Genomic DNA, 18,372 nt, shown 5'->3' on the forward strand with positions numbered 1-18,372 from the left:
CCGGTAAATCCCGCGTTTAATACTGAAGCGAGCTCACAGCAGGTCGGCGAGCGTTCCGGTTTCCACGTGCGCGATATCGCCGCCGGAATCCAGTGCGGCATTCAGCAGCAGCGCGAGTGATGTGCCGTACACCGGGATATCGGCGGCCGCCTCGATCACACGGTAAGGGAATCCCGCCGAGTCAGCCGATACTCGGCAACACACCCAGTGCGTGACTCCGGTGCGACAGTCGATGTACGCGCAGATGCTCCGGCCGTCATGCAGGTTGATGACCGATGCCAGCACCGTCGTTTCGGTGTCATCCCAGATCTGCCGCTGATTCGCGGTGGACACCAGTTCCCATCGGCCGCCGAACAGCGACGCCGACCCGATCCGGCGATAGATCGCCTGCAGATCCGCGCACCCGTCGACGTCAGGACCTGACTCCGGCGGAGAAGCGCTGTGGTCGCTGATGATTCGATCGATCACATCGTCGATCTCGACGGCGGCAGTCGTCAACTGCCAGCCCGCAACCGGCCGTAACGAGCCGTCGGCGTCCTGCGTGATCCCCACCAAACCCGAGTTCAACGCCCGCGCCTGGTTGTCTCCCGCGACGCGATCGTTGATATTGACGATGACTTTGGACAGGGTGGCCGGAGTCGCGGTACTGCGAATCCCCGGGCCCCAGTAGCCCATGGGACCATCATCGGTGAGATCGCGGGGTTCGGTAATCGGCAAGTCCAGCAAAGGATTCGGCGTGTCCTGTGCCCCGTCGAACGCCAGGTACGGATACAGCCGTGCGATCCACCCGGTGATCACCCCGCCGCCGTAGGCGTCCACGGGGTTGTAGATGCGCTGCCAGAACGCGGTATCGACATCACCGGAGGCGGCCCGGACAAATTGGTCGGCAATGGGTTCCAGCGAACGTGCCCATTGTTCGAGGCCGAACGCGCCGAGCCCGTCCACCCGGCTCCGAATCTTGCGCCAGTCGTCGACGGTTCCGGTCAGCGTGAGCGATGGGATACCGCAGACGCAGACCATCCAATACGAGTAGTACGGCGAGTAGGCGTCCAGCAGCACCACCCGCCCGGCGATCCGCTCGATCTCCGAACTGGTCGTGAAATCGCATTCGAACAGGTCGGCGTGGTCGATCTCGGCCGCAAGCAGTTTGCTCCACGACTCCACCAGGGTTCGCCAGGAATCGGCGGTGTCCGGCAGACCGCTGTCGATGACAACCTCGAGCCGTTTACGCCCGGCATGACGGACCAGCAGCGGCCGCAGTTCCTCCGCGTGCAGCCGAATATGCTGCGCGATCCCCTGCGCGATGGTCAGCCACACCGCATCCGGGGACAGCACCAGGGGCCGATGGTCGGCGAAGGCCCGGCCGACCGCGCCGAGCAGCGGATGCACCCCGTTCGGTTCGACCATCGGCTGCTCCGGGTCGCCGCCGAGCACCAGCGCTTCGGGGAACAACTCCCGCAGCGGCCGGGTCGGCAGGGCCTCGGCGGCGGGGGTCACGTCATCGACCGGGAATGTCTGCACGGCGTGATGCTAGTTCGAGACAGTCACCGCGCCAACCGATTTCACGGTGGCGGATTCGATCGCGCGGTACCGGGTAGTTCCCGAGTACAGACCTCTACGAAGGATCGAAAAATGAGTGGTGGCAACAAGTTCAAGAATAAGATCGACAAGTTGACCGGGCGCGCACGGCAGCTCGCCGGTGACGCCCTGGGCGATCGCCGCATGTCCGGGCGGGGACGCCGCGAGCAGATACAGGCCGATCTCCGTGATGCCGGGGAGAAGGTCAAGGATGCGGTGCGCTCCGGTCGCGGACGACGTGGGCGGCGCAGCCGCACCCAGACCCAATGGTGAATTAGGCTGGCGAGGTGGCCGAGCCGACGACTCCCGAAGAGCGGGACGGATCCCGCTTCGAACTGGGCACCGACGGCCCACTGGTGATAGCCGTGGGTGTGGACGGGTCCGAATCCTCCTGGCGCGCCGCCGCCTACGCCGCCGGACTCGCGCGCCGTCAGCACGCGCTGCTTGCGGTCATCTATGTGCAACCGTGGATGACCATGGTCGCGGGCATGGGCACCGACGTCCAATCCATCACCGCGGATATCGCCGATCAGCTCGTCACCGAGATCCGCGAATCCATCGAGCGCGTCAAGGACATCTACACCATCCGGTGGAAATTCCTCACCCGCCGCGGTGACGCCTTCACCGAATTGTCCAAGGCCGCAGACGAACTCGGCGCGGATGCGGTCGTGGTCGGCGCTTCCCAGTCGGCCGGTCACCGACTGATCGGCTCGGTGGCGATGCGGCTGGTGAAATCCGGCCGCTGGCCCGTCACCGTCGTCCCGTAGCGAGTCGCGCGGGTGCGGCGCGACTCCGGCTATGCGACCAGCGCCAGGCCGCGGTATGCGGTCCGCTCGGTCCCGGCGGCCCTGGTCATCAGGCGGGCGATCGCGGCCGAGACGAGTTCGGGCTGTTCGAGGATCACCGAGTGACCCGCCCCCTCGACCAGCGCCAGATCGGCGTAGTCGACGGCGGCGGCCATGGCGATCGAATGCGACGGCGGGGTCATCAGGTCGGCGGAGCCGCACAGAATCAGGGTCGGGATGTGCGATAGCGCCGGGAGCGCGTCGGTGCGATCGTAGTCGAGGAACGCGCTCAGGAACGCGGCCATGGCCACGATCGAAGTCTGGTTGTGCATGGCGTTCACCAGGCTGCGGATGCGCGGGCTGACCTTGCGATCACCGAACTCCGCCATCGTGATGAGCGGCGCGAAAACCTTGCACGCCAACGCCTTCGCATGCCGCGTCAGACCCGGAGCCCAACGGACCGCGGCCTGGAAGGTCGCGACCACCGGATGCCGGATCAACCGGCCGAACCCCGCCTCCGCGATCCCGCTCGCTCCCGTGGCGATGAGCGCGACCCCGGCGATGCGGTTCCCGATCTCCTGCGGCCGCTGACTGACATAGGTCAGCACGGTCATCCCACCCATGGAATGACCGACCAGCACCACCGGCCCGGCGGGCGCGACGGCATCGATAACCGCACCCAGATCGTGCCCGAGCTGCGCGAGCGTATAACTGTGCCGAGGCGCGTTGCCCGAATCCCCGTGCCCGCGATGGTCGTAGCAGACCACCCGAGCCCCCGGATACTCCCGCACCAGCTCATCCCGCACCTCGCTCCAGGACTCGGCGCGCATGCAGTGCCCATGCAGAAACACAACGGTGACCTCGGCCGCCCGCGGCCCATACTCCCGAACCGCCAGCGCCACCCCATCCGCGGTGATGACCGTGACCCGGCGCTCGGCCGAACTGCCAATCGCTTTCAGTCCCGACATCGATCTCTCCGCTTCCTCGGTGGTCCCCCAACTCTCCACCGACAACACCCCCGAAAGCAGAGCCCCGAGAGCTGCCCCCACTCCCCCGAGGTGGACGAGATCAACACCCAGGGTGGTGCCGCGCGTCAGCCGTCCGGATCGGTGATCGGACCCGCCTGCGCCGACTCGGACCGTTTCGGGGCGGCCGGGACCCAGCCGCGCAGGGGCTGCACCACTGTCCCGTAGAAGGCGTCGGTCGCCGAGGTCACGCTGGTGATGAAGCTCGCCGCCGTACCGGATCGCCGGTTCCCCATCGCGAAGACCTGCTCCAGGGTGAAGGACACGATCGCACCCGCACGGTCCGCCGTCAGCGCCTTCGGATTCGTCCGCAAGGTTTCGAGCAGCTCACACGCCTCGTTGCCGGGTTCGGAGAACACCGCCTCGACCTGAACGCTGCCTGGCGCTCCTTGAAGCTGTTTGAGCAGCCAGGACAGTCGGCGAGCCGAGGTGCCCTCATCGGGGGCGTCGAGCGTGGTGCGACAGCGCACCCTATTGGTTCGCAGGTCCGCCACCACCAGTAGATCACCCGCGGTATCCGGAATCTGCAGCACGGCCTCGAAGATCCCCTCGGCCGCCAGCCGTTCGGCGACAGCCGCCTTGCGGGCCGCCGGATCGGACCGGAATCGCCGGGGCAGTACATGTTTCACGGTCGCTCCGAGCTCGGCCGTCAGCCGCAGCGCGAGGTGCCGGGACAGGGATACCCAGGTTTCGGCGACCGCCAGGGCTTTCTGATCGCCGGCCCGCAAGGTCCCCGCGGCGACCGCGTCTCGGACCGCGACCCAGTGCCTACCCATATCGACGAATTCCGTTGCACCGGAGCGGGGATGATCGAGATAGCGGAGGAACTCACCCAACAGCCAGACCTGCAGATCGTCCTCGATACCGCCGTGCGACAACAGCATTCGCGCCTCGTGCGCCACTTCCGCCCACGACAGATGACGCAGCGCGACCTTGGCCAGCTTGCGGCGGTCGACCTCGACGGGAAGCTCTCCCGGACCGGCCGGAATATCATTCGACAGGCTCACCACGACGTCGTACTTCTTCTTACGCGCCACATCGAGGTAGCTCTCCAGCTGATCGCGTTTGAGCTTGCCATTACCGGTCTTGACCTCGAGCAATCCCGTCCACACCCGACTGCCGCGCACCACCTTGAGCACCGCGTCCGGAATCACCACCGCGTCACCACGCTCGTACTGCACCTCGATATAGCCCTCGAAAGCGCCGGCGGGCGCGCCCATGCGCGTGCAGAGCGCCCGCGCGAAGGGCCGCACGGCCTGCATGGTGGCGATCAGCGCCGAGGTGGCGCGCCGCTCCTGTTCCTCACCGGCACCGACTCCGATCACGGAGAAGAGCCGGGCCGGTTGCCAGGTATCGCTCTCGGCGAGTTTGAATTCGATCGGCTTGGTCTTCCTCGCCACCTGTTTGGTGGTACGGACACCCCGCGCCGATCGCGCGGGACGGGCCGGCGACGGGTCGGGCGCGGCCACCTCCGGCGCGGCCTCGACAGCGGAACTCTTCTGCATCGCAACCGATTCCGGCTCGCTCAGCTGTTCCGGCACCGCATCGCCTTCGGCGTCGTCATCGATGGTGACACCGAAATCCGTTGCCAGACCTGCCAACCCGGAGTCCCACCCCTGACCGACCGCACGCACCTTCCACACCCCCGCGCGCCGGTACACCTCCCCGAAGAGCACGGCCGATTCCGTCGTAGCATCGGCGGTCACGTACTCGGCCAGGGACTGCCCGGCCCCATCCACGACACAGAACGCGACCTTGCCCAACTGACCGAATGTTCCGGTTCCGACACTCCCCGCGAGGGCGACCACGTGCACTTCGGCCGGAACGGCCGCCAGATCGATGGTGATACGCGTCTGCGCACCCTCCTCGGTCGCGCTCGTGCCCAGGAATCGCACCGAGCCATCGGTCGACTCGGGCTGGTTGTAGAACACGAAATCACTGTCGGACAGCACCTTTCGGTCCTCACCGAGCAGTAGTGCGGACGCGTCGACCGCCACCTCGGCCTCCGCCCAGCCGATCACGATATCGACACGCACGACATCATCGGACAGTGCGAGATTCTGGCCCTTGGACAGTATCGGAGACGTCAAAGCCTCCCCCTTCCTGATTCGGCACGCATTCAGCGGAGACGCCGCTGAGAATTCGGCGCTGACGTCTCCGCTGTTACACACAACCGCGTGTCACCGCGAATGTCGGGCGAATGCCAATTACGTACCGGTTGGAATGTCCAAAGTCGCTGCCGGACAATGCATATTCCGAAGTATTCCCCAGGCTCAATTTCGCCTTCAGCAAAGTCCGAGATTGCCCTTTCACGTCGTTCGTATGCACTCCCCCACGGCCGAGTTCCCGGACCCGTGAGTGCGGGACCGGGAACTCGGCTTCACGGGGTCAGTGGTTGGTGTTGGGGCTGCTGGAGCCCGAGCCGAGGCGGTTCAGGCCGTCGATGGTGGTGGCGGAGCCGCTCAGGAGTTGGTTCAGGCCGCCGATGATGTCGGCGGAGCCGGTGGCGGTGCCCGAGCCGGTGCCAGCGGGGGCTGCGGAAGCCGTTGTGGTTGCGGCGATTACCGGGAGGGTGGTGAGGGCCGCGATGGCGAGGGATTTGGTGAGGAGGGTGCGAGCGGACATGATTTGCCTTCTTTCGGGGTCGAGAAGTGTTGGTGTGTAGCGGTTTCGAGATGGCGGCAGGGTGTCAGCCTGCTGATCCGGTGCCGGGCCAGGGGATTCCGAAGGATCCGGTGGATGGTCCGGGGGTGGCGGTGACCATCGACTTTCCGTCGATGTCGGCGGCGGGTTTGACGCCGAGCAGCGTCAGGACCGTGGGGGTGATGTCGACGATGGAGTAGGTGGTGTTGGTGGTGCCTGCGGCGAAGGATGGGCCGCGGGCTATGACGAAATTGGCTGTCTCGTCGGCGGATTGGCCGCCGTGGCCGCCTTCCGGCTTATTGCCGTTGCCGGTCGTGACGAGGATGTTCCACTTCTCGTTCGGGTGGGCCTTGGCGCGGGCGTCGATGGCGGCCACGATCTTGCCCACCCCGATATCGGCCTTGGTGATGGCGTCCAGGTAGCCGGGTTTGGCCGAACCTCGATGACCCGCGCTGTCCACCGTGTCGAAATCGACGAAGAGGAAATCGGGGGCGTCATCGGTGATGGCGGTGGCGGATAAATCCGCGGTACCGCTGTCCGCTTCGTTGGGGCCGGAGGTAATGGTGTTCACATCGACGCCCGGGGTGCCCGACGCGGCGGCGTCGGCCAGGGCCGACCAGGTGACGATAGACCGGGTGCGCAACTGCGGTTTGGCCTTCTCCAGCTGGGTGAAGACCGTCGGGTAGGTGGCGAACGCGTCGCCGCCGTAGCCGGTGATGTGGTGTTTGGTATCCCATACACCGGTCAGCCCGGTCGCCCAGATCGGTATCGAGGTGGTGGCGTGCGGGGCGATCGAGGTCTGGGCCAGGACACCCTGGGCGGCGAGCCCGAGCAGATTGGGGGCCTTGGCCTCCTGGATCCGGCTGTAGAGGGCGCCGTCGAAAGCGAGGACGACGACCTTGTTGACGGTCGGATCCGCCTGCGCCGCAGGCATATCGATCAGACCGGCGACCAAGGGGACCGCGATGCAGGCGGCCAGGGCCGCGAGCGAGGTGCGCGCGGGGCGCTGTGGTTTCATGGAAGAGTCTTTCGCGAGTGGATCTTTCGATCACGGTGGAAGCAACCGGAGGCCGGCCCGATCCGCGTGGAGGTGGGCAGGGCCGGCATCCGGGTCAGCTGCCGGTGCCCGGCAGATCGAAACCGAACGAACCGGTGCTGGGCGTCGAACCACCGGCGTTGATCACCGACTTACCGTCGAAATCGGTGCTGCCCTTGACGCCGAGCAGAGCCAGGACGGTCGGGGCGACATCGACGAGGGAGTTCGTCGTATTGGTGGACCCGGCCTTGAAGGACGGGCCGCGCGCGATCAGGAAATTGGCTGTCTCATCGGCTGATTGACCGCCGTGGCCGCCGGACGGGCGATGGCCGTGGTCGGCGGTGACGAGAATGTTCCACTTCTCGTTGGGATGCGCCTTGGCGCGGGCATCGACCGCGGCCACGATCTTGCCGACCTCGGCATCGACCCGCTTGACGGCGTCGAGGTATTCGGCCGACGAGCCGCCGTGGCCGTGGCCCGCCTCATCTACCTGATCGAGATGCGTGAACAGGAAGTCCGGCGCGTCATTGGTGACCGCGGTGGCGCTGGAATCGGCTGTGGCGGCATCGATCTTGGCTTCGGTCGGGTCATCGGCCGGAGCCGGGGTCGCGACATTCACGTCGGCGTGCGGATCACCCGAGCCAGCCATGGTGGCGATGGTGCCCCAGGAGGCGAAGGATTCGGTCTTCAACGCCGGATTGGCCTTCTCCAGCTGGGTGAACGCGGTCGGGTACTTGACGAACGGGGCCGTGGTGACGTTGTTGTCGTAGATGCCGTGCTTGGTGTCCCATACACCTGTCAGCACGGTGGCCCAGGAAGGGCCGGAGATGGTGGTGTGCGGTGCGATCGAAGTTTGCCCGAGAGTGCCCTCACCGGCCAGTTTCAGCAGATTCGGCGCCTTGGCCTCCTGCACCTTCTTGTACATCGTGCCGTCGAGTCCGATGACGACCACCTTGTTGACGGTGGCGTCGGCGGTCGCAGGCGCGGCCCCGATCACCCCCGCCAAGACCGGCAATGCGGCAAAGATAGTGATGGCCAAGGGATTCAGGATATTTCCGTTTGGGTATTTCATGGTCTAGACCGTGCCGCACGACCCCGCCATTGGTCCAGACCTTAGCGGCAGTATTCACCGACGGTTCATCGGATGATCCGGATCCATTGCACCGCAAGGCAATAGCTGTTGAGTTGCCAGATCGGCGAACGGGAGAGAATAGGAAGCGGAAATCGTCCGAGACAGCCCCGCCACCTCCGCGTTCAATCGCCGTTGAATCGCCTTTGAACCGGATGCGGACCCGATGACCACGGCGGGCCCGCATCCGATACAAGTTCTCGCCACAGCGTTTCGACGCGATCCAGGCACAGCAGCGCCCCACGCGGTTGAGCGATCGCGTACGCCTCGATGAGCACGGTGCGCACCTGCCCCCGCTGACCCGCCGTCGCGTGCGCCCGCGCGAGATCCAGCAGCGTGCTCAACAGTTCGGTGACGGCCTCGCCGCGCCGCAGATGCCACACAGCCTCCTCCAGCACTCCAATGCGATCGGAATCAGCTGCGGTGCAGGCGATTCCACGCAAGGCGAGCCCGATGCCGCGATCCACCGCCCAGCGCCGCGCCAGCTCCAGCTCGGCGGCGGCCAATTCGGCCGCACGGCCGGTCTCACCGATCCTGGCCAATTCCCGCGCGGCCAGACTGCGCCACGGCAGGAAGCCGGGGTTCAGCAGCCCCCAATCCACCGCCCTGCGCCCGGTTTCCAGAAAGAACCCGGCCGCCTGCCGCGCCCGACCGCGCATGGACGCGATCACACCGCGCGCGGTATTCACCAGCAGCCATTCCAGCAGTTCGGGATTCACACTCGCCGCCGCGATCTCGACCCACTCCGCCGCCTCCTCGAACCGCCCCAATCCGAGCAGCGCGTACCCACGCCAGATCGAGAGCACGGCCGGATACCGCGCCACCCGCCCGTCGACGACCCGGGCGGGCAATGCGCACTCCTCCAGCGCCTGCGCGAATTCCGCTCGACGACAATGAATCTCGGCCCGCATGGCGGCCCGGTAGATATCGATCGCACCGAAGAAGCGGTCATCGCGCTGATCGGTCAGCTGCCACGCCATCGTCAGATCATCGGCCCACAGCGCCAATTGACCGAGCATGCCGAACATTTCCCGAGGGGCCGGGGCACCGCTGCCGCGCAAGGCCGCCGCGAATCGATCCAGCGCCGTCCGGCCCGAACACCCCACACCGAACGCGTCATCGAAGACCAGCACCGCCCGGCTGATCGGATCGTCCGCGCCACAGCGCAATTCGGCGAGATAGGCCGCCCAGGTCTCCGGTCGCATACCCGCGATCACCCACCGGTTGGCGTGTATCGCGCGCGCCGCCACCGGATCCCGCTCCCGCGTCTCGGCCAGCACCTCATCCAGCAGCGCGGCCGCCGCCGCGGACTGGCGCTGCGTGGCCATACTCCACAGCAGCGGAACCAGCGCGGTGGGCGATGCCCGCGCCGCCCGCTGCGCCGCCAGCGCCTGCTCCAGATAGTGCCGCGCCGCAGCCGGATTCGTGAACTGTTCGAGAGCGCCCAGCCGGACCAGCACATCCGCGCGAGTCTCCGGTCCCGCTATCCGCAGCGCCGATTCGAGATGCCGCATCGCCTCATCGACGGCACGCGCGTGCACGCATTCCTGCGCCGCCTCGACCAGCAGCGAGGTCCATTCGGCATACCGGTCACCGCGCAGGTCGTGCAGATACGCGGCGATCTCACGCACCGGACGCCCGACCGCCCGGGCGTGCCAAGCCGCCGCCAGATGGATCGCCGAATCGTCGACGACCGGTCGCAACTGCCGAACCGTATTGCCTATCAAGGGATGCCGGAAGACCGGAGGCTCGATCGAGCTCAATACGTGTGCGGTGGCGAGCAATTCGCAGCGATAGCGGGTCTCGCTGACCGATTCGCCGACCACCGCCGCTATGACGGGCAGTTCGGCCCGGCCCTCGGGCAATGCGTTCATCACCCGGTAGGTGTCGAGCAATTCCGCTGTGGCACTGCCCAATTGATGCCGCATGGCAAGCGTGTACGCCCCCTCGGGCAGCCGCCGCGGCAGTCGGCTCACCTCGGGCAGCGATCCGATATCGGCGATCAAACCCACCAGCAGATCCGGGATACCCGCCGTGGCCCGCGCGATATCGTCGATCAGCTCCGGTGTCGCGACCGCCCCGAGACGACGCCGGGCCAATTCCGCGATGGCGGCATCACCGAGCGCGCCCACCCGCACGACCGGCTGGGCCGCGCGCTCCAGCACGGCCTGACGAGCACCGAGCACGGGATCCCACTGCTGATCCTCCACGGCGACGACCACCAGCACCCGCAGGGTCCGCAGCTGCGGTGCGAGCGCGGCCAGCACCCGGATCGACCGGTCATCGGCGCGACTGATGTCATCGATCAGTACCAGCAGCAGCCCATCCGCCGAAGCCGACGCGAACCCGCGCAGCAATTCGTGCCGCAGCTCCGGATCGATGCAGGCCCGCAATCCCGGTGCGGTAGGTTCCAGCGCTCCGGCAATCGACGCCAGCAAGCCCGATTCGCCTGTCTCGTAACCCTTTCCCGCATCCACCCAGAGCGTGCGAGCCGCCGGTACACGCGTCCCCAACGCCCGCAACATCGCGGACGTGCCGAACCCCCGATACCCCACCACGACCGCGAACCCGCCGCTGCCCGCCGCCGCGCGCTCGGCGGGTGCGATGAACCGCGCGAGTTCGGCGTCCCGTCCGATGATCGACCCGCAATCACCATCGGCGGGCGACTGGTCCCCGGTATCGGGCACGACAGCCGGAACCGAGGGCGCGTTCACCGCCCGCCCCGACAGAATGCCGCTGTGCAGTGCGCGCAGTTCCGGCCCGGGTTCGACGCCGAGTCGATCGATCAGCAGCCGCCGCGTCGCCGTGTAGACCTCGAGCGCCTCCGAGCGCCGCCCCTGCGCGTGCAACGCGCGCATCAGCAGTACAGGAGGCCGTTCCCGCAGCGGCTGCTCGGAAATGAGCACGCGCAGTCCATCGATCGCCTGTTCGGAGCGCTGCGCCCGAATCGTCGCATCGAGGTAATCCTCGACTGCCGAGAGCCTGCGTTCGATCAGCAGCGCGCGCTGGGCGGCGGCGAACGGTCCCGGAATCCCGGGCAGCGCATCACCCGGGAAGATACGCAGGGCGCGTTCGTACCGCCGCTGTGCTACATCCCATTCCGCGCGGTCACGGGCATTTTCAGCCTCGGACAGCAGCTGTTCGAAGACCCCGAGATCGAGTTGCTCATCGGTGATCAGCAATTGATAGCCGCCGTGCCCGGACAGCAGTACGGTCGCGGGCGCCCGCGGCGAACGCGCGGGTTCCAGCACCCGCCGCAGCGCCGAGATATGAGTCTGCACCACGCGGACACCACGAACGGGCTGCTCGGATTCGTAGAGCGCGGCCACCAGACTCGCGATCGGAACCCACTGTCGCCGACGAATAGCCAATGCGCCGAGCACCGCTCGTCGCTGCGGTGGGCCGAGATCGAGCGCCCGACCATCCGATTGTGCTCCGACCCCGTTCAACAGGGTGAATCGCAGCGCGGAATGATCAGCGTCGATATCACCCATCCCGAACCACCGATCTCCCCAGCTTCGCCCGAATGTTGCCGAGCGTAGTCGCTGTTACAGACGGCACGGACCGGTCGGTACGGGCCGAATCGAACGCAGCGCATCACCACCGAGCTGACCCAGCGCCCGGCGCACATCCATCGCATAGCCGATATCGCGCCCGGCTCTATCGGCGGCGAATACGATTCCCAGCACCCGGCCCTGCGAATCCACCAGCGGCCCACCGGAATCGCCCTCCCGGACCGCACCGGACACCTGATAGATCCAGCGCGGGGCGACCGCCACGTGATAGACATCCGGCACCTGCCGCACCGTGCGAGCCAGTACCCGCCCGGCCGCCGCGGTGTAGGAACCACCGCCCGGATAGCCGAGCACCATCACGCTCGCCCCGGGATCGGCCGGACCGGCCGCGACCACCACCGGCGGCGCGCTCAGCCCGGGCACCTCCACCACCGCGAGATCATTCCCCGGATCGAAGGCCACCACGGTGCCCCGCAGCGCCCGCCCCGCCTCCCGGACCGATATCTCCGACATCCCCGCGACCACGTGCGCATTGGTCAGCACTCGTTCGGGCGCGATGACGAAACCCGTTCCGGTCAGCCGCCCGCAGCCCTCCGCCGTGCCCGAGACACGCAGCACACTGCGTTGCGCCGCGGCCGCCGCCGGACCGGACAGGATCGCCGCGTCCGGTGCGAGAGCCCGCTCCGCCGGTGGTGTCGACCATTCGTCGTCTTGCACCGGACCCAATTCCCGCAACGGACTGGCGAAGGTGCGGGACATATTCACCAGCCAGTACGGCGCAACCGTGTCCATTGCCCGAACGGTCTGCGAATCATCCAGCACCGCAACGATATTCGCACCGGCAGTGACCGCAACCGCGGTCGCGAGCAGCCACACCGCGACCGGAACCGCCAGCGCCTGACAGCAACCACCGGCGATGGCGTCGATCCGCTGGAAGCGCCGGGCCCGGTCGACCCGCAGCACCCGCCGCGCCAGCCACTCGCCCCCGAATTGCCCGCCCACCACCGCGGCGACGATCGCGGTCACCATGAGCACCCAGCCGACCGGACCCAATGGCAGGTACGGCCGCACCGCATCGATGAGCTGCGCGCCGAACCACACCCCGCCGAGCACGCCGGTGAATCCCAGCAGCGCGGTGATCACACCCCGGCGATATCCCTGTAGCGCGGCGAACAGCATCGCCGCCAACACCATCAGGTCCAGCACATTCGACTGCGTCAACGTGATCTCCGGGGGCGAGGGTGGAATCGACGGGGTGTGGACAGCCGTGAACCCGGCTCCGATGGGCGAGGGGGCCACCGGAGCCGGGTTCGTGCGGGAGTCGCTCCTCCTGGTGTTTGTCGGCGAATATCACTGTGCCGCAATAGAATCTGCGGGTTCGTCAGCGGCACCGAAACGAGCGTATCGGCGTGATTTCGACATGACAACGCCGCCCGAGCGGTGCGTTCAATGCCCGTTGAACGGATTTTGAACGAATCGCCCGACTCGCGATACCGCTATCGTCCGTCAGACGATTTTGGCGCCGAGCACCTGATAGCTGCCCGCGTGATAGCCGCCCACGATGCAGCCGGTGACCGAGGCGGGGCTGACCTCCGGCGGTCCGGTCACCACATCCAGGGTGCGGCCCGAGCCGAGGCCGCCGACGATCTTGAGGTGATTGGTCGCCTGCTGGCCAAGCGTCCATTCCCAGGTGCCGATGACATGACTGTTCTGGCCGTTATCCCAAATGACGAGCAGATCGGCGCGCCCGCCGCGACTGCCGTAGCAGGTGGCGGCCGGTTCGAAGGTGGTGCCGATAATGGTGCCGACGCTGATATCGGTGGGAACGCCGTGGCAGGCCAGCAGATGGCCGCCGATATTGCTGCCCACCGGGGCCTGATTGCTGCCGGTGAAGCCCGGGCCGTTCGCCTGCCACTCGATCGCGCCGGCGCTGCAGCCACCTTCGTCGAGTTGATCGGCCGAGGCGGTTCCGGCGGTGAGAGCGGCGGCGCTCGCGAACCCGGCCACCGCGCCCGCGAAGAGCGCACTACGGAATGTCGACATGTCCTGCACCTCTCTCGAGATCATCGTTGATCGAGCTGAAGCGGCAATACATCGTCGCGTTCGAGGTTAGGACAGCGAACCGGCGCGTCGGGACACAATCGGCCAAATCGGCTAAATCGCCCATAAGTGAGGAACGGTGGCAATTCACTTCGTTATTCGATGCTCGGCCCCGGGCCGCCGGACCGCGTTGCCAAGCTGTCGCGGAGCGCACCGCGACGGGTGATGCCGAGTTTGTGGAACACATGCTGAAGGTGGGTGGACACCGTCCGCGCGGACAGGAACAGTTCCTCACCGATCTGCTTGTTGGTCCGGCCCGCCGCCGCCAACTCGGCCACCGCCTGTTCGCGCGGGGTCAGCGCGGTCGCGCCCGGCGCGCCCGCCTCCCCCGCCGCCCGGAGCTCGGACTGCGCCCGCCGCAACCAGGGCACGGCCCCCAACTCGGTGAAAATCGTTGCGGCGGTGGAAAGGTGGTCCCGGGCGGCAGCCGTCGCACGGTCCCGGCGGAGCTGCTCACCGTAGAGCAGTTCGATGCGGGCGCGATCGAACACCCAGCGTTCGGTGCCCGGTACCGCGAGCGCCCGCTCGAACGCGATGCGAGACTCGGCCGGATGCGCGAGCGCCTGCGCGGCGCTGGTGATCATCGCGAGACGTGGTGAAAGATCCTCCAGCCCTGCCGCTTTCGCCGCATCGGCGTGTTCCCGCGCCGCCTCCGCCCGCCCGCTGCGCACCGCGGCCTCGGTCAGGTCCAGCACCAGCCACAGCGCGTGCGGCCGGTGCGGCAGGAACACCCCGGGCGGGTTGACGGTGGCCGCGTGCCGGAAGGCATCGGTGAACGCGGAATTCCCGAGCGCGTGCAGACAGCGGATATGCGAGGAGTAGTGCGCCAGAGTCAGCAGATTGCGCGGGGCCGCCCACATCAGCAATTGCTCACCGAGCCGCTCGACCGTCGCGTCGTCACCGCGTGCGGCGGCGACCAAGCCGCGCAACAGTTTTCCCGATCCGGCGGTGACCGGATAATCCAGCTCGTCACACAATCGCAGGCCCTCATCGGTCACCTCGATCAGGTGATCCCAAGCGCCGCTGAAGAAGTCGTCATTGCCGAGCAGGAGCAGCGCCTCGAGTGCCCGGGCGACCGCACCGCCGTCGTGGCCGTCGTCGATCACGCGCTGCAGCGGTTCACGGACCCGCCCGATCCGATCCAGATACGCCGCCGCGGTCGCGACCCGGACGATCCGCACCGGATCCGAGGTGAAGCGCAGATCATCAAGTGCCGCATCGAGTTCGGTCAGCACCTTCGCGCCGGTGTGCACCGGATCGACGAACGGACCGGCGAGCAGGGCCAGGGTGTCCGAGGGTTCCGGCAGCACCCGATCCAGGGCCGCCCGGATTTCGGGCCACATATCGTCACGGCCACTGTAGAACCCGATATAGAGCAGCGAATGCAACGCTTCGGAGACGACTTCGGGATCACCGCCACCGGAATCGGCGTCATTTCGCAAGGCGGCCAGCAGCATTCGGCTCGCGGTCGCGATATCGCCCTCGGTATTGAGCAATTGGTAGGCCGCGGCCAGCGCCACCGCCAGCGACCGGCCACCCGTCGCGGACTCCGGGGCGGTACGCAGTAATCGGGCGGTATCGGACACCTCCCCGGTCAGCAGCGAACCCAGATACGCCGCGCGCGCGGTGCGGCGCACCCGATCGGCCTCGGCGGGACTGAGTTCCGCGGCGCGCAGCATGGTCGCGGTCGCGCGCACGCTGTCCCCCGCGTGCAGCATGCGCCGCGACACGCTTTCGAGCAGTCCGGCCAGTTCCTCATCGGGACCGGCGGCGGCCTGACCCAGATGCCAGGCGCGACGCGACGGTGCGTCCGCGAAAATATCGGCGAGCAGTCGATGCGCGTTCCGGCGTTCGGCTCCGGTCGACAACTCCACCACCGCCGAACGCAATAGCGGATGCCGGAATTCGAGCCGGCCGGTGCGCGGATCGGTGCGCACGATCCCGGCACGCTCGGCAGGTGCGAGCTCATCGCGCCCGTCCGGTGTCGCGAGACGAGCACCGAGCACCACCGCGTCCTCCGCGCCCGCCAGCACCGCGAACAACAGCATGCGCCGGGTACCGGCCGGGAGATATCGCAGCCGGTCCGCGAATACCTGCTGTAGTCGCCGGGTCAGCGGGAGCATCTCGGGTAGACGCGCACGACCGCCCTCGATCTCCAATGCGACGGGCAATTCCAGCAGTGCGAGCGGATTCCCGCGCGCATCGGCGCGCAGGCGGCCGCGCACCCCGGTGGGCAGCGCCGGGAACGCGGACCGCAACAGCTCCTCGGCGGTGCGATCGTCCAGCGGCCGGACATCGTGAACGCGAAAACCGCTGCGGGTGAACGCATCACCGGAATCGGTGCGCACCGCCGTCAACAGTCGGATATTCGTATCGGACAGCCGCCGCAGCGCGTAGATCAATGCCATGGCGCTGGACAGATCCAGCCACTGCACATCGTCGACGACCAGCAGCAGTGCCGCGTCCCCGGCACAGGCCCGTAGCAGGGCCAGGGTCGCCGCCCCCGCCAGCAACTGCCCCGGGACCGGACCCGCCGCCGACCCCATCACCACGCGCATCGCCTCCCGATGCGGTTCGGCGAGCGCGCCGACGCAGTCGATCGCGGGTTGCAGCAGCTGATTCAGAGCGCCGAACTGGGTATCGGCCTCGAATTCCAGCGCACCCGCCCGCAGCACCCGCACCCCGTGCCAGCCCGCCACCTCGATCGCGGCGTGCAGGAGCGCGGTCTTGCCGACTCCGGGTTCGCCGGTCAGCACCAGTACACCGTCCGCACCGCATTCGCCCGCAACGAAGCGGGTGAGCAGGTCGATGTCGGCCTCGCGCCCGAACAGCACCGGTATCACACTCCGAAGTCCGCACCAGTCCCGCCATGAGGTGATGTATTCGGAGAGTTTAGGTCAATCGCACAGTGCGGAAAGAACATTCGCCGCGCCGGGTCGCGGGCTAGCCGCGCGGCAGAACGACACCGAGCGGGTTCAGGACCAATTGCGCGCGCGTGGCCTGGACGGTGACCTCGTAGATGTCACTGCCGTTCAGACGGGTGTCGATGAAGCGGCGCAGCTCCGCGTTGTCGGGGTGCCCGGGGTCGGCGGGACGCAGGTCGAGTGCGCCTTCCAGACCGCGCGGATTGTCGTCCAGGCCGGAACCTCGTGGCAGGAGGCGGAGTTCATCGGCCGTGTACAGGCCGATGTCATAGGCGCGACCGGTGGGCGAGGTGAGGGTGGCGGGGTGTTTCGTCTGCGCCCAATCGAAGTGGTCCAGGCGCAGGGTCCAGCCGTCGGGCAGTGCGCCCTGGAAGGCCAGATCGCTCGGCGCGACGAGGGTGTCGGCCGACCGGTCCCGGGGTGAGTTGGCGATCGGAATACCGCGCAGTTCCTGATCGGTCGGGGTGAAGTCCCAGGCGGGGGCGACCAGATCCTTGTGCCAGTAGCCGGTGCGGCCGTTATCTCGACCCTCGACGCGCAATTCCCGGTTCTCCATCGCGGGACCGCTGTCGTGAATGGACAGGCGGGCGGTGATCTCGCCCGGAATCTTGGGCTGTCGCAACCAGTCCTGCGCGGGCAGCGAGATCGCGGCGTATTGCGGGTCGACGCGTTCGAGCAATTGATTGGGGGCCGAGGGCTTCCGGCCCTGCGGCTGCCAGGTGTACCGCCCCGGAATGTGATTCGCGCCCGCCAGATCCAAATCGTATTTGCGCGTGTACATATCGCCGTACCGATTCATCACGAAGGTCACCGAACCCGAAGTGGTCAATGCCTCGGAAATGAAGCGGCCGTCCTCCGGTCCGCCGATCTCGTAACTCAGATCGGCGGGCAGCCAAGGATCCTGGTAGGTGATGCGCGCGCCGTCCTGCGAAAGCGCGACCAATTGCACCAGGCCCGCGGTCGTCGGATGGGTGTAGCCCTCGGCATCGGTGAAACTCGCCGACATGCGATGGCTGATCGCCCAGCGGCTCGACGCGATCGGACCACCGCCGGTGCCCGGAATCCGCTCACCCGGCCACAGCCAGATCGGCCCGCCGTAGGAATAGGTCCAATTCCACAGCAGCGGACCGGAAAGCAGATTGTCCATGGAGTAGATCCAGCCGTTCGCGTCCGCCGCGACCAGCATATTGTTGTTCACCGAGACCGCGACGATCCCGCCGTCGAGACAGCCGGGCGTCGGGATCCTGCGCCACGGCGAATTCGATTCGCGCGGGCGGGTGTACAGCGAACCATCGCGCAGCACCACATCGACGAAACTGTTGAATCCCTGGGTGTTATCGCGGAAGTCGACGCTCGGCGGGAACGAAAGATGTGCCGGGGCCGCGGGCAGATCGTCGAACTCCGATACTCCCCTGATGCTCGGCAGCGGCAGGAACAAACCCGGTAGCGGCGGCAGAATTTGCAGGGTGCCGATCGCGGGCACACATCCGAGCGGGCGGGAATCCGAATCCGCGGCGGCCACACCCGTGCCCGGTCCGATGACCGCCACGCATACCGCCGCGATGAGGGCCGATGTCCCTCGCGCACAACGCCCCGTCATGAAAATCAGTCGCCTCCGCTTCGCAATTCTTCGCCCG

General features: G+C 67.3%; 13 protein-coding genes. 2 read left to right on the top strand and 11 right to left on the bottom strand.

Annotation, left to right across the window (positions count from 1 at the left end; translation table 11 throughout):
• Positions 1 to 33 precede the first annotated feature (33 nt).
• Complete coding sequence (locus ACFC4D_RS03790; RefSeq protein ID WP_376061652.1) at positions 34 to 1,521, bottom strand: DUF4419 domain-containing protein; 1,488 nt, start codon at positions 1,519 to 1,521, stop codon at positions 34 to 36.
• A gap of 111 nt (positions 1,522 to 1,632) precedes the next feature.
• Here ACFC4D_RS03790 and ACFC4D_RS03795 point away from each other — a divergent pair, with 111 nt between their 5' ends.
• Entirely contained in the window at positions 1,633 to 1,851 is a 219-nt protein-coding gene (locus tag ACFC4D_RS03795; RefSeq protein WP_364633205.1) for a CsbD family protein, read from the top strand.
• 14 nt (positions 1,852 to 1,865) lie between these two features.
• On the top strand, positions 1,866 to 2,345 hold the full coding sequence (locus tag ACFC4D_RS03800; RefSeq protein ID WP_375966801.1) for a universal stress protein: 480 nt from the start codon (positions 1,866 to 1,868) through the stop codon (positions 2,343 to 2,345).
• A gap of 29 nt (positions 2,346 to 2,374) precedes the next feature.
• Here the strand turns inward: ACFC4D_RS03800 and ACFC4D_RS03805 are convergent, their stop codons facing one another.
• The 10 genes from ACFC4D_RS03805 to ACFC4D_RS03850 all read right to left on the bottom strand — a co-directional run bounded on the left by ACFC4D_RS03805 (position 2,375) and on the right by ACFC4D_RS03850 (position 18,335).
• On the bottom strand, positions 2,375 to 3,331 hold the full coding sequence (locus ACFC4D_RS03805; RefSeq protein ID WP_375966799.1) for an alpha/beta fold hydrolase: 957 nt from the start codon (positions 3,329 to 3,331) through the stop codon (positions 2,375 to 2,377).
• A gap of 125 nt (positions 3,332 to 3,456) precedes the next feature.
• Positions 3,457 to 5,478 (bottom strand): TerD family protein, encoded by a 2,022-nt coding sequence (locus ACFC4D_RS03810; protein ID WP_376061653.1) that lies wholly within the window; start codon positions 5,476 to 5,478, stop codon positions 3,457 to 3,459.
• A 298-nt stretch (positions 5,479 to 5,776) separates the two neighbouring features.
• Positions 5,777 to 6,013, bottom strand: a complete 237-nt coding sequence (locus ACFC4D_RS03815) for a hypothetical protein (protein WP_375966796.1) — start codon at positions 6,011 to 6,013, stop codon at positions 5,777 to 5,779.
• Between the two features lie 64 nt (positions 6,014 to 6,077).
• A complete protein-coding gene (locus tag ACFC4D_RS03820) occupies positions 6,078 to 7,049 on the bottom strand; it encodes an alkaline phosphatase family protein (protein ID WP_376061654.1) in 972 nt (323 codons plus the stop codon).
• A 94-nt stretch (positions 7,050 to 7,143) separates the two neighbouring features.
• Positions 7,144 to 8,106: an alkaline phosphatase family protein gene (locus ACFC4D_RS03825; RefSeq protein ID WP_376061655.1), complete on the bottom strand. Its 963-nt coding sequence runs from the start codon at positions 8,104 to 8,106 to the stop codon at positions 7,144 to 7,146.
• Between the two features lie 215 nt (positions 8,107 to 8,321).
• Positions 8,322 to 11,690 (bottom strand): BTAD domain-containing putative transcriptional regulator, encoded by a 3,369-nt coding sequence (locus ACFC4D_RS03830; RefSeq protein WP_376061656.1) that lies wholly within the window; start codon positions 11,688 to 11,690, stop codon positions 8,322 to 8,324.
• A 54-nt stretch (positions 11,691 to 11,744) separates the two neighbouring features.
• Positions 11,745 to 12,932 carry a MarP family serine protease gene (locus ACFC4D_RS03835; protein ID WP_376061657.1) on the bottom strand — a complete coding sequence of 396 codons (1,188 nt, stop codon included), beginning with the start codon at positions 12,930 to 12,932 and terminating at the stop codon, positions 11,745 to 11,747.
• Positions 12,933 to 13,217: 285 nt separating this feature from the next.
• Positions 13,218 to 13,754, bottom strand: coding sequence for a hypothetical protein (locus ACFC4D_RS03840; protein ID WP_376061659.1), 537 nt, complete (start codon positions 13,752 to 13,754; stop codon positions 13,218 to 13,220).
• A 152-nt stretch (positions 13,755 to 13,906) separates the two neighbouring features.
• Positions 13,907 to 16,645: an AAA family ATPase gene (locus tag ACFC4D_RS03845; protein WP_376061660.1), complete on the bottom strand. Its 2,739-nt coding sequence runs from the start codon at positions 16,643 to 16,645 to the stop codon at positions 13,907 to 13,909.
• A gap of 109 nt (positions 16,646 to 16,754) precedes the next feature.
• Complete coding sequence (locus ACFC4D_RS03850) at positions 16,755 to 18,335, bottom strand: hypothetical protein (protein ID WP_376061662.1); 1,581 nt, start codon at positions 18,333 to 18,335, stop codon at positions 16,755 to 16,757.
• Positions 18,336 to 18,372 lie beyond the last annotated feature (37 nt).

This window comes from Nocardia sp. NPDC056000 (assembly GCF_042269265.1).
Lineage (GTDB): Bacteria > Actinomycetota > Actinomycetes > Mycobacteriales > Mycobacteriaceae > Nocardia.